Origin of the sequence: Paraburkholderia lycopersici, assembly GCF_900096975.1 — a bacterium.
GTDB lineage: Bacteria > Pseudomonadota > Gammaproteobacteria > Burkholderiales > Burkholderiaceae > Paraburkholderia > Paraburkholderia lycopersici.
The window spans coordinates 19,496-31,637 of record NZ_FMYQ01000033.1 but is presented as its reverse complement, the minus strand read 5'-3'; the positions used below and the strand labels follow the sequence as shown (position 1 = coordinate 31,637).

Here is a 12,142-nt window from a genome sequence, read left to right as displayed (position 1 = left end):
AAAAACCGGTGCGTTCCATCGTAGGTCATCGAATCGTTCTCGAAAAATGAATTATGATGAACGAATCCATCCCGAGGAGAGAATCATGGACCTCGCCGCACTGGCGATCTTCCGGGCGGTCGTGCGCGAAAACGGCGTGACGCGCGCGGCCACGAAGCTCAACCGCGTGCAGTCGAACGTGACCACGCGCATCAAGCAGCTCGAAGATCAGCTCGGCACGCCGCTCTTCACGCGCGACGGCCGCCGCCTCGTGCTCACGCCCGCCGGCGAAACGCTGCTGCCCTATGCCGAGCGCCTGCTCGCGCTCGCCGACGAAGCGCGCCACGCGCTGAAGGCCGGACGGCCAACGGGACGCCTGCGGCTCGGCACGATGGAGAGCGCTGCGGCAAGCCGGCTGCCGGCCCTGCTCGCGCATTATCACCAGGCGTGGCCCGAGGTCACGCTCGAACTGGAGACCGGCACGACCGGCACGCTGATCGAGCGCCTGCGCGCATACGAAGTGGACGCCGCGCTGATCGCGAGGCCGCTCGACGGCCCGCCGGACCCCGAGGTGTTCGAGCACGTGCCGGTCTATCGCGAGGAGCTTGTGATGCTCACCCCGCGCGGCCACGGGCCGGTCCGGCAGCCCACCGACATCGCGCTTTCCACGCTCGTGGCGTTCGAGCGCGGTTGCACGTATCGCGGCTATGTCGAGCGGTGGTATCTGGAGCACGGCATCCGGCCTTCGCGCGTGCTGGAGCTGGGCTCGTATCACGCGATCGTGGCCTGCGTCGCGGCCGGCGCGGGCGTGGCGGTCGCGCCGCGCTCGGTGCTCGAACTGCAGCGCGGCGCCGATGAGGTCACGATTCACTCGCTCGGCAAGTCCGGGCAGATCGACACGTTGCTCGCATGGCGCCGCGGGCACTTTTCGCCCGCGCTCGGCGCCTTGAAGGAGGCGCTGCTGGCGCACGCGCAGCGCGCGGGCAGCGCCGCGTTGCCGTCGGGCGCCGCTACGGCCGCGCCCGAGGGCCTGAAAACGGCGTAAGACGCACCAAACAAAAAGGGCTGTCCTCGCGGGCAGCCCTTCTTCAACGCAAGGCGGCCTGAATGCCGCCGCGCCGCTTACAGCTTCGCTTCCACCCATCCCTTCACGCCCGCCAGCGCGGCCGGCAGGTTGGCCGGCTCGGTGCCGCCGGCCTGCGCCATGTCGGGACGGCCGCCGCCCTTGCCGCCCACCTGCTGGGCCACGAAGTTCACGAGTTCGCCGGCCTTCACCTTCTTGCTCGCCTCGGCGGTCACGCCCGCGATCAGGCTGACCTTGCCGCCATCGACGGCCGCCAGCACGATCGCCGCGCTCTTGAGCTTGTCCTTGAGCTTGTCCACGGTCTCGCGCAACGTCTTCGAGTCCGCGCCATCGAGCGTCGCGGCCAGCACATGCACGCCGTTCACCTCGACGGCCTGGCCCGCGAGTTCGTCGCCCTGGCTCGACGCGAGCTTCGACTTCAGCGCGCCCAGTTCCTTCTCCAGCGACTTCACCTGGTCCTGCACCTGTGCGATGCGCTGCGTGAGTTCCGAAGGCTGCGCCTTCAGCGCCGCGGCGGCCGCGTTGACGCGCGCGTCGAGGTCCTGCACGTAGCGCACGGCGTTGTCGCCCGTGATCGCTTCCACGCGACGGATGCCCGCCGCCACGCCGCCTTCCATCACGATCTTGAAGAGGCCGATGTCGCCGCTGCGCGCGACGTGCGTGCCGCCGCAGAGTTCGCGCGAGAACCCGAGGTCGAGCACGCGCACTTCGTCGCCGTACTTCTCGCCGAAGAGGGCCATCGCGCCGCCCTTCACCGCGTCGTCGTACGACATCACGCGCACGATGCCGGGCGCGTTCGCGAGCACTTCGGCGTTGACGATCTGCTCGACGCGGCGGATTTCGTCATCGGTCAGCGGCGCGTTGTGCGCGAAGTCGAAGCGGGTCTTGTCCGCGTCGACGAGCGAGCCCTTTTGCTGCACGTGCTGGCCCAGCACTTCGCGCAGCGCCTTGTGCATCAGGTGCGTGGCCGAGTGGTTGCGCGCCGTGCGGGCGCGGCGAACCGCGTCGATTTCCGCCCTCACGACGTCGCCCACTTTCAGCGTGCCCTGTTCGAGCGTGCCGTGGTGGCCGCTCACGTCGGCCTGCACCTTGAGCGTGTCGGCAACGGCGAAGCGCACGCTCGCGTTCGAGATCACGCCCTGGTCGCCCACCTGGCCGCCCGACTCCGCGTAGAACGGCGTGTGGTCGAGCACGACCACGGCGTCCTGGCCGGCCTTCACTTCGTTGACCGACGCGCCGTCCACATAAAGCGCGACGACCTTCGCGTCGTCGAACGCGATGTCCTCGTAGCCGTGGAACGTGGTCTTCGCGCCCGAGTAGTCGAGGCCCTGCGCCATCCTGAACTTGCCCGCCGCGCGCGCCTGTTCGCGCTGGCGCGCCATCGCCTCGTCGAAGGCCGGTTCGTCCACCGTCACGTTGCGCTCGCGGCAGACGTCGGCCGTGAGGTCGAGCGGGAAGCCGTAGGTGTCGTGCAGCTTGAACGCGAGTTCGCCGTCGAGCGTCTTGCCGCCCGCGGCTTCAAGTTCGGCCAGCGCGCCTTCGAGGATCGACATGCCGTGCTCGATGGTCTCGAAGAAGCGCTCTTCTTCCTGACGCAGGACGTCCGTCACGCGCTGCTGCGCTTCGGCGAGTTCGGGGTAGGCCGCGCCCATTTCCGCGACGAGGTCGGCCACCAGCTTGTGGAAGAACGCGCTCTTCTGGCCGAGCTTGTAGCCGTGGCGGATCGCGCGGCGCACGATGCGGCGCAGCACGTAACCGCGGCCCTCGTTGCCGGGAATCACGCCGTCGACGATCAGGAACGAGCACGCGCGGATGTGGTCGGCGATGACCTTCAGCGAGTTGTTCGTGAGGTCCGGCGTGTTCGTTTCGCGCGCGGCGGCCTTGATGAGGTTCTGGAACAGGTCGATCTCGTAGTTGCTGTGCACGTGCTGCAGCACGGCCGCGAGACGCTCCAGACCCATGCCCGTATCGACGCACTGCTTGGGCAGCGGCGTCATGTTGCCCTGGGCGTCGCGGTTGAACTGCATGAACACGAGATTCCAGATCTCGATGAAGCGGTCGCCGTCTTCCTCGGGCGATCCCGGAGGGCCGCCCCAGATTTCCGGGCCGTGGTCGTAGAACACTTCCGAGCACGGGCCGCAGGGGCCGGTGTCGGCCATCTGCCAGAAGTTGTCGGAGGCGTAGCGCGCGCCCTTGTTGTCGCCGATGCGGATGATGCGTTCGGCCGGAACGCCGATTTCCTTCGCCCAGATGTCGTAGGCCTCGTCGTCTTCCTGGTAGACGGTGACCGTGAGCTTTTCGGGCGGCAGCGCGTAGACCTTCGTCAGCAGTTCCCAGCAGTAGTGGATCGCGTCGCGCTTGAAGTAGTCGCCGAACGAGAAGTTGCCGAGCATCTCGAAGAACGTGTGGTGGCGCGCGGTATAGCCGACGTTCTCGAGGTCGTTGTGCTTGCCGCCCGCGCGCACGCTGCGCTGCGCGGTCGTGGCGCGCGTGTACGGGCGCTTGTCGGTGCCGAGGAACACGTCCTTGAACTGCACCATGCCCGAATTGGTGAAGAGCAGTGTGGGGTCGTTGCCCGGCACGAGACTCGACGAGCGCACGATCGTGTGGCCCTTCGATTCGAAGAACTTGAGGAATTTCTCGCGGATTTCGGCGGCTTTCATGGCGTGCGTTGGGTCCTTCTCGGGGCGTCTTGTGCTGAATCTTGTCCTGGTCGGGGGCCGGCCGGTGGCGAAAACCCCGATGCTGAATCGAACGATTATACGGGATCGCCGCACGCGCGCGGCGACGCGGCAAGCGCGGATTGCGCGTGTGCGCCAGGAGACGGACAGGCACGAGCCACGGAGAATTGTTCCGCAGTGCGGAACAATGTACCGAAAAATGGCGTGCGCGACGCCGATCGCTTACTATTGCCGGCATCGGCCTGCGCGCAGCGCGCTTTTGGCCTGCCTCGGAACGACATTGGAAGACACAGCATGGGCGCTCTCAGCCATATCCGCGTACTCGATCTCACCCGCGTCCTCGCCGGACCGTGGTGCGCGCAAACGCTCGCCGACTTCGGCGCCGACGTGATCAAGGTGGAGCGCCCCGGCGCAGGCGACGACACGCGCCATTGGGGGCCTCCGTACCTGAAGACGCCCGACGGCCGCGACACCGCCGAAGCCGCCTATTACCTCGCCGCGAACCGCAACAAGCGCTCGGTGACGGTGGATATCGCCTCGCCCGAGGGGCAGCGCATCGTGCGCGAGCTGGCCGCGCAAAGCGATGTCGTGCTGGAGAACTACAAGGCCGGCCAGTTGAGGAAATACGGGCTCGACTACGAATCGCTGCGCGAGGTTAAGCCGGACCTCGTCTACTGCTCGGTCACGGGCTTCGGCCAGACGGGGCCGTATGCGTCGCGCGCCGGCTACGATTTCATCGTGCAGGGCATGGGCGGCTTCATGAGCATCACCGGCGAGCGCGACGCGCTGCCGGGCGGCGGCCCGCAGAAGGCCGGCGTGGCGATCGCCGACCTCATGACTGGCATGTACGCGACCGTCGCCGTGCTCACCGCGCTCGCGCACCGCGACCGCACGGGCGTCGGCCAGTACATCGACATGGCGCTGCTCGACGTGCAGGTGGCCATGCTCGCGAACATGAACTCGAACTACCTCGCGAGCGGCAAGCCGCCGGCGCGCTGGGGCAACGCGCATCCGAACATCGTGCCCTACCAGGCGTTCCAGACCCGCGACAGCTGGATCATCCTCGCCGTGGGCAACGACGGGCAGTTCCGAAAATTCGTCGAGGTGGCGGGCAGGCCCGATCTGGCCGACGACGAGCGCTTCGCAACGAACCCGGAGCGCGTGCGCCACCGCGATACGCTCGTGCCGATCGTCGCCGAACTGGTCCGCGCCCGCACGAAAGCTGACTGGATCGGCGCGCTCGAAGCCGCGGGCGTGCCCTGCGGGCCGATCAACGATCTCGCGGAGGTGTTCGAGAACGAGCAGGTAGTCGCGCGCGGCCTGCAGGTCGATGTACCGCATCCCTCGGGCGGCACGGCGCGGCTCGTGGGCAACCCCATCCGCATGAGCGAAACGCCGCCGCGCGTGGCGAGCCATCCGCCCACGCTCGGCGAGCATACCGACGCGGTGCTGCGCGACGTGCTCGGATATGGCGACGAGCAGGTGGCGGCGCTGCGGGGCAAGGGCGTGGTTTGACGCGCGCGGCGCGCTCAGCCCGCGCAGCCCTTGCCCGTCGACATCAGCCACGCCACGCCTTGCGGCCAGTCATCGAGCCCGCTTTCGGCGTTGATGTGTCCGCGCGCGCCGATGTCGATCCAGCGACTGCCCCATGCCTGCGCGCAGCGCCGCGAAAACGCCGCGCCGCCGTACGGATCGTCGCGGCTCGAAACGACCACGCTTGCGAACGGCAGCGCCGCCAGCGGCACCGGCTCGAAACCCGTCGCTTCGCGCGGAAACTCAGGGCCGTGCGGATCGGGCAGCGCGACCAGCAGCGCCCCCGCCACCTTCTCGCGCGTCGCGTCGCTCGCGTGGCGCGCCGCCCAATGCGCCACGGTCAGGCAGCCGAGGCTGTGAGCGGCGAGCCGCACGCCCGCGGGCGCGTTGGCCACCGCCGCCTCCAGCGCCGCGCACCACGCCTCGCAGTCCGGACGCATCCAGTCGGGCATCCGCACCCGCGTAAAGCCTGCGTGCGCGGCCTCCCAGCGCGTCTGCCAGTGCCCCGGCCCCGAGTCCATGTAGCCCGGCAGCACCAGCACGCGCGTTTCGCTCGTCGTCACTTTTTTTCCTCGCCTGTCGTGGTTCGCGCGACGATCCGGCACCGGGACTGGCACAGCGGGTCGCGTCAGGTAGAATGGAAGACACCATCGGGCGGCCTTTTTCCGGGCGCCCTCGAACGACTTCCCTTTTCGCATGAATACCGAACGTAAAGACGCCGACCGCACGGACGCGCCTGCGGCATCCAATTTCATCCGCAACATCATCGACGACGACAACCAGTCGGGCAAGTGGGGCCAGCGCGTGGAGACGCGCTTCCCGCCTGAGCCGAACGGCTATCTGCATATCGGCCACGCGAAGAGCATCTGCCTGAACTTCGGCGTCGCGAAGAGCTACGGCGGCGTGTGCCACCTGCGCTTCGACGACACGAACCCGGAGAAGGAAAGCGTCGAATACGTCAACTCGATCATCGACGCCGTCACGTGGCTAGGCTTCGAGTGGAAGAAGGCCGACCGCGAGTATCTCTTCTACGCGAGCGACTACTACGACAAGCTCTACGAGTTCGCCGAGCTGCTGATCCAGCGCGGCAAGGCGTACGTGGACAGCCAGTCGCCGGAAGAGATGCGCGCGAATCGCGGCTCGGCCACGGAGGCCGGCAAGGACTCGCCGTTCCGCGATCGCTCCGTCGAGGAGAATCTCGACCTGTTCCGTCGCATGAAGGCCGGCGAGTTCGCCGAGGGCGCGCACGTGCTGCGCGCGAAGATCGACATGGCGTCGCCGAACTTCAACATGCGCGACCCGGTGATCTACCGCATCCGCTTCGCGCATCACTACCGCACCGGCGACACGTGGTGCGTGTACCCGATGTACGACTACACGCACTGCATCTCGGACGCGCTGGAAAACATCACGCATTCGCTGTGCACGCTCGAGTTCGAGGACCATCGCCCGCTCTACGACTGGGTGCTCAACGAACTGGCCGACGCCGGCGTGTTCGCGCGCCCGCTGCCGCAGCAAATCGAGTTTTCGCGCCTGAACCTCACCTATGCGATCACGAGCAAGCGCAAGCTGCTGCAGCTCGTGACCGAGGGTCACGTGGACGGCTGGGACGACCCGCGCATGCCGACCATCGTCGGCGTGCGGCGCCGCGGCTTCACGCCCGAGAGCATCCAGCTTTTCTGCGAGCGCATCGGCGTGACGAAGGTCGATTCGTGGATCGACATGAGCGTGTTCGAAGGCGCGCTGCGCGACGACCTCGACGACAAGGCGCCGCGCACGGCCGCCGTGCTCGATCCGCTCAAGCTCATCATCGACAACTATCCGGAAGGCCAGAGCGAGGAATGCACGGCGCCCGTGCATCCGCATCACCCGGAGCGCGGCGTGCGCACGTTCCCGATCTCGCGCGAGCTGTGGATCGAACGCGACGACTTCAACGAAACGCCGCCGAAGGGCTATTTCCGCCTGTTCCCAGGCAACAAGGTGCGGCTGCGCTACGGCTACGTGATCGAGTGCACGGGCGCGGACAAGGACGAGAACGGCAACGTGATCGCCGTGCACTGCAACTACTTCCCCGATAGCAAGTCGGGCACGGAAGGCGCGAACAACTACAAGGTGAAGGGCAACATTCACTGGGTCAGCGCGCCGCACGCGTGCCCGGCGGAAGTGCGTCTCTACGACCGTCTGTTCCGCGAAGAACAGCCTGACGCGGGCGGGCGCGACTTCCTCGAAGCGCTCAATCCGGATTCGAAGCGCGTGGTGCACGCGTATCTCGAGCCCGGCGCGCGCGACGCCGCGCCGGAAGACCGCTATCAGTTCGAGCGCCACGGCTATTTCGTCGCCGACCGCTACGATTCGAAGCCAGGTGCGCCGGTGTTCAACCGCATCGTCGGTTTGCGCGATAGCTGGGGCAAGTAAGGCTCGGTCGCGCCTGCCGGCAAGCAAAAAGCCCGCGCGGATTCGTGCGGGCTTTTTTCATGTTCGGCGGCGACTGGCAGCAGGCATCACAGTCTGCGATGCAAGTCCGCAAGCGAGAGCGACGCGTCGAACAGCCGCGCGAGACTGCGGCTCGCGTAACGGTCGACTTCGGCCGGCGCGGTCCAGCGCCAGGCGTCCATTTCCGGGATCATCACGCCGTCCTCGCGACGCGGAAAGAGCGACACGCAAACGCAGCGCGAGAGGTCGAGCTCATCGGCCTTCGCGCGCGCGGCGAACAAATGCAGGTCCTTGTCGCGCCGGTAAGCAAAGCGCCCGAGATCGACAAGCCGCGACGCCGCGACGTCGAAGCCGGTCTCCTCGATCATTTCGCGACGCGCGCTCTGCGCCTCGGTCTCGCCGGGTTCGCCCTGCCCTTTCGGAATGTCCCAGTGATTCGTGCCGGTTGCGTGCGCGAGCAGCACGCGGCCATCCGGGTCGAGCAGCACGATGCCGCACGAAACGATCTTGCCGTTCACCACGCGCTCAGTGCTGCTTCTGGAAAACCCACGCGCCTTCGCCCGTGCGGCAGAAGTGCGGACGCAGCGTCATCGACTGGCCTTTCGCGTTGAGGACGACCTCCGTGTCGCGGCAGGTCTTGTCACCTTCCTTTTGCGTATTCGACGGCGTGATGGTCGAGTTGACGCGCACGCTGTTGCGCGAGCCCTCGTTGGACCACGTCGTGCTCTCGCCATCGGCCTTGTTCGCGACGGCGTCGTGCACGGCTTTCTGCAGCGACGCGTAGTCGGCCTGGTTCATGAACGACATGGGCGTATTTTGCAGAAAGCCCAGGTTGGCGGCATGCGCGCCGATGCCGATCGTGAGAAAGAGCGTCGCGCTCAGGGCGCGCAGGGTTCGGGACGGGTTGGTGGACATTGCGTGTTCTCCTTGATGGGCCAATCCATAGCGGCGAAAAGCATAACACGCGCCCCTTTTTTGCCTGCCCGGCAGGACCCGGCGCCAAGCGGCCCGATTCTGCCGCATCGCGCCCGCCGGCTCTCACCCGCACAGGCTTGATGTCCTTCATCGCGCATGACACGCAAGCGCCGCAACCGGAGGCGCCCCGCCCGAACCTCGCAGTCGATCCGTGCACGCTCAATGCGCGCCCGGCTGCCATCCGTCGGTAAGCGTGCCGAGGAACGCGATCACGTCCTTGATCTCGGCGTCGCTGAACACCGGCGCGTCGCCGGGCTTGCGATCGAACGGCGGATCGGTGTTGAGATTCGCCCAGTAGCGCCGCGGCAGGTCGTCGAACTTCTCGACCTTGCCCTTCACCACCGGATAGAACGCTTCCGGGTTCGTATCGCGCCGCGCGTAGAAGCGCAGCACGTCCTCCAGCGAATGGTAGATGCCGTTGTGGAAAAACGACTGCTTCAGCGCGACGTTGCGCAGCGTGGGCGTACGAAAGAGCCCGCAAAATTCCGCGCGGTGACCGAGATCGGTGCGCTCCGGACCGCATGCGCCCAGATCGTAGAAGCGCCGGTCGCGGTTCACCGCCAGCGCGCGGTTGCGCGGCACCCCAACGGCGATCAGGCCGAAGTCGCTGAACTGCGGCGGCGAGCCGTCCTTCGCACGCTGACTGATATGGCAGCTCGCGCAATTGCCCCTCTTCTCGTCGTTGAAGAGTTGCAGGCCGCGCATCTCGGCGGCCGTGAGCGTGGCCTTGCCGGCCAGGTACGCGTCGTACTTGCTGGTGTACGGATAGAACACCTCCGGCGACTGCTCGAACGTCTCCAGCGACTTGAGCACGGCCTTCCAGGTCGCGTCGTCGTCATCGAAAACGCGCGCGCCGAACGCCTCGCGAAAGGCTCCCGCGTACGGCGCCGCGCGCACCGCCGCCGCTACCTTTTTGGGCGAACTCGCCATCTCGAACGTCGAGAGCAGCGGAATGCGCGCCTGGTCCGAAGCGCGATCGACGCGGCCGTCCCAAGTGAGACCGCCGGTCGGACCCGCGTCGACGCTTTCGTCGCCTTCGTCGTCGGAGTCGTGATAGTGCTCCGCGAACGCCGGCACCGCCTGCAGATACTTGAGCGTCGGCACCGCGCGCATGCCCTGGCGTCGCATGTCCGCGCCGCCCATCTGGACGCCGAGCGAGTTGGCCGGCGTGAACGCATGGTCGGGACTGTGGCACGACGCGCACGACATCTTGCCCGAGCCCGACAGCGAGGGATCGAAGAACATCTGCTTGCCGAGCGCGGTCATACGCCGGACTTGCGCATAGACCTCGGCGCGTGACTGGCCGCTTTGCGCGGGCACCGCGATCTTCATCAGTTTCACGGCCTGCGCGGCGCGCGGATTCGCGTCCGCGTCGTGCGCGCGGGCCGCGTTGGCCGTTGCGCCTGTCGCCGCGTCTGCGCCGGCGGAGCTGGCCGTACCGCCATCGCACGCCGCCAGCAGCGACGAGAGCACCGCGGCCGCCACGAACGCCCTGCCGCGGCGGCGAGCGCCTTCGTGCGATCGCGTCTGCGTTCGAACCCGTGTTTGCGCCGAGCGGCGCGTCAGTCTGCGCAACATGCCTGATCCCCGAAGCGCAAGCGCGCGCATGCGAGGCGCCGCGCTGCTGCGTGTGTGAATGCCGATGCGCGTCCGTTACGCATCGAAGCCGCGAAAGCGTATGTCGGAAACATGTCGCTTCAATGACATTCAGTAAGACTGATGTCATGTATTCACAGGGATAGAAAAAGCTAAATGTAATTATTTACATCTGGCTGTCAAATTCCGTTGCGACACTGCGCCTCGCCCGAAGGCCGGTGTCATTCGCGCCGGCCTCCACGCGGGCCCCAACGCGAGAGAGAAAAAATGATCAACAGAAAATGGTTCTATGCGACGCCGATCGCGATAGCGGCCGCGGCAGTGGCCGTCGCGGCCTGTGGCGGCAACGACAGCAGCAAGCCCAGCCTTTCGTCGGTGAAAAACATCGTCGTGATCTATGCGGAAAACCGCAGCTTCGACAACCTCTACGGCAGCTTCCCCGGCGCCAACGGCCTGCAGAACGTAAGCGCGCAAAGCGCGCAGCAGCTCGACCGCGACGGCTCTGTGCTGGCCACGCTGCCGACCGTCTGGAGCGGCCTCACGCAAATCGGCGTCACGCCCGTCGTGACCGCCGCGATGACGGAGAACATGCCGAACGCGCCGTTCGCCATCGACGACCCGAAAGGCTACAACGTGCCGCTTTCGGTCACGACGCGCGACCTCTATCACCGCTTCTACGAGAACCAGATGCAGATCCACGGCGGCAAGAACGACATGTTCGCCGCCTATGGGGATTCGGGCGGTCTCGTGATGGGCCACTACACGACGAGCGCCGAAAAGCTTCCGCTGTGGAAGATCGCGCAGCAATACGCGCTCGCCGACAACTTCTTCATGGGCGCGTTCGGCGGCTCGTTCCTGAACCACCAGTGGCTGATCTGCGCGTGCACGCCGTACTACGCGAACGCGGACACGAATCCGGCCAAGCCGACGATCTCGGCCGTCGACGCCGACGGCGTTTCGCTCACGCTTGCCTCGAACTCGCCGACGTCGGCACTCGCCGGCGCGCCGAAGTTCGTGAAGTCGGGCAATCTCACGCCGGACTTCTACGCGGTCAATACGATGCAGCCGCCGTACCAGCCGAGCGGCAACCCGGCGGCCTCGGGCGGCGACCCGAACCTTGCCGATCCGTCGAACGCGAGCACGCTGCCCGCGCAGACGACGCAGAACATCGGCGACCTGCTTTCGAACGCGGGCGTGACGTGGGCCTGGTACGGCGGCGCCTGGGGCGCGGCTCTGAGCGCGGCGCAAAACAGCACGTCGGGCGTGATCTACGGCGCGAACATGACAGCACCGAACTTCCAGCCACACCACCAGCCGTTCAACTACTTCTCGAACTACGCACCGGGCACCGACGCGCGCGCGAAGCACCTGCTCGACGGCGGCATGGACGGCACGGAATTCATCAAAGCCATCGACGCGGGCACGCTGCCCGCGGTCGCGTTCTACAAGCCGCAGGGCAACCTGAACGAGCATCCCGGCTACACCGACGTGACGAGCGGCGATCAGCATATCGCCGATGTCATTGCGCACCTGCAGAAGAGCCCGCAGTGGAACAACATGGTCGTGGTGGTCACCTACGACGAAAACGGCGGCTTCTGGGATCACGTCGCGCCGCCGAAGGGCGACCGCTGGGGTCCGGGCTCGCGTATTCCGGCGCTGATCATCTCGCCGTATGCGAAAAAGGGCTACGTCGATCATACGCAGTACGACACGACTTCGATCCTGCGCCTCATCACGCGCCGCTACTCGCTGCCCACGCTGCCTGGCCTCGCGAACCGCGACGCCGCGCTCAAGAGCAACGGCGGCCAGGCGATGGGTGATCTGACCAACGCACTCGACATCAAGCTCTAAGCGCACAGGA

General features: G+C 66.7%; 9 protein-coding genes. 4 read left to right on the top strand and 5 right to left on the bottom strand.

Annotated features, from left to right (window positions below; translation table 11 throughout):
- Positions 1-85 precede the first annotated feature (85 nt).
- Positions 86-1,024 (top strand): LysR family transcriptional regulator, encoded by a 939-nt coding sequence (locus BLU17_RS27400; RefSeq protein ID WP_092004196.1) that lies wholly within the window; start codon positions 86-88, stop codon positions 1,022-1,024.
- A 77-nt stretch (positions 1,025-1,101) separates the two neighbouring features.
- Here BLU17_RS27400 and alaS read toward each other — a convergent pair whose 3' ends face one another.
- Positions 1,102-3,726: an alanine--tRNA ligase gene (gene alaS / locus BLU17_RS27395; protein WP_092004193.1), complete on the bottom strand. Its 2,625-nt coding sequence runs from the start codon at positions 3,724-3,726 to the stop codon at positions 1,102-1,104.
- 312 nt (positions 3,727-4,038) lie between these two features.
- On the opposite strand from alaS, the gene BLU17_RS27390 reads away from it, so the two are divergent.
- Positions 4,039-5,259: a CaiB/BaiF CoA transferase family protein gene (locus tag BLU17_RS27390; RefSeq protein WP_092004190.1), complete on the top strand. Its 1,221-nt coding sequence runs from the start codon at positions 4,039-4,041 to the stop codon at positions 5,257-5,259.
- A gap of 14 nt (positions 5,260-5,273) precedes the next feature.
- Here the strand turns inward: BLU17_RS27390 and BLU17_RS27385 are convergent, their stop codons facing one another.
- A complete protein-coding gene (locus tag BLU17_RS27385) occupies positions 5,274-5,840 on the bottom strand; it encodes an RBBP9/YdeN family alpha/beta hydrolase (protein WP_281247870.1) in 567 nt (188 codons plus the stop codon).
- Between the two features lie 133 nt (positions 5,841-5,973).
- Here BLU17_RS27385 and BLU17_RS27380 point away from each other — a divergent pair, with 133 nt between their 5' ends.
- Positions 5,974-7,692, top strand: a complete 1,719-nt coding sequence (locus tag BLU17_RS27380; RefSeq protein WP_092004184.1) for a glutamine--tRNA ligase/YqeY domain fusion protein — start codon at positions 5,974-5,976, stop codon at positions 7,690-7,692.
- An 86-nt stretch (positions 7,693-7,778) separates the two neighbouring features.
- Here BLU17_RS27380 and BLU17_RS27375 read toward each other — a convergent pair whose 3' ends face one another.
- The 3 genes from BLU17_RS27375 to BLU17_RS27365 all read right to left on the bottom strand — a co-directional run bounded on the left by BLU17_RS27375 (position 7,779) and on the right by BLU17_RS27365 (position 10,263).
- Entirely contained in the window at positions 7,779-8,228 is a 450-nt protein-coding gene (locus BLU17_RS27375; RefSeq protein WP_092004314.1) for an NUDIX hydrolase, read from the bottom strand.
- 7 nt (positions 8,229-8,235) lie between these two features.
- Positions 8,236-8,625: a hypothetical protein gene (locus BLU17_RS27370; RefSeq protein WP_092004181.1), complete on the bottom strand. Its 390-nt coding sequence runs from the start codon at positions 8,623-8,625 to the stop codon at positions 8,236-8,238.
- 219 nt (positions 8,626-8,844) lie between these two features.
- Positions 8,845-10,263, bottom strand: a complete 1,419-nt coding sequence (locus tag BLU17_RS27365) for a cytochrome-c peroxidase (RefSeq protein WP_092004178.1) — start codon at positions 10,261-10,263, stop codon at positions 8,845-8,847.
- A 285-nt stretch (positions 10,264-10,548) separates the two neighbouring features.
- On the opposite strand from BLU17_RS27365, the gene BLU17_RS27360 reads away from it, so the two are divergent.
- Positions 10,549-12,132 carry an acid phosphatase gene (locus tag BLU17_RS27360; RefSeq protein WP_176929212.1) on the top strand — a complete coding sequence of 528 codons (1,584 nt, stop codon included), beginning with the start codon at positions 10,549-10,551 and terminating at the stop codon, positions 12,130-12,132.
- Positions 12,133-12,142: the final 10 nt, after the last annotated feature.

Bases quoted from the DNA above. Each gene is read 5' to 3' on its own strand.
- BLU17_RS27365 (WP_092004178.1), bottom strand. From the start codon at position 10,263: ATGTTGCGCAGACTGACGCGCCGCTCGGCGCAAACACGGGTTCGAACG.
- BLU17_RS27380 (WP_092004184.1), top strand. From the start codon at position 5,974: ATGAATACCGAACGTAAAGACGCCGACCGCACGGACGCGCCTGCGGCA.
- BLU17_RS27400 (WP_092004196.1), top strand. From the start codon at position 86: ATGGACCTCGCCGCACTGGCGATCTTCCGGGCGGTCGTGCGCGAAAAC.
- BLU17_RS27370 (WP_092004181.1), bottom strand. From the start codon at position 8,625: ATGTCCACCAACCCGTCCCGAACCCTGCGCGCCCTGAGCGCGACGCTC.
- BLU17_RS27390 (WP_092004190.1), top strand. From the start codon at position 4,039: ATGGGCGCTCTCAGCCATATCCGCGTACTCGATCTCACCCGCGTCCTC.
- BLU17_RS27360 (WP_176929212.1), top strand. From the start codon at position 10,549: ATGATCAACAGAAAATGGTTCTATGCGACGCCGATCGCGATAGCGGCC.
- alaS (WP_092004193.1), bottom strand. From the start codon at position 3,726: ATGAAAGCCGCCGAAATCCGCGAGAAATTCCTCAAGTTCTTCGAATCG.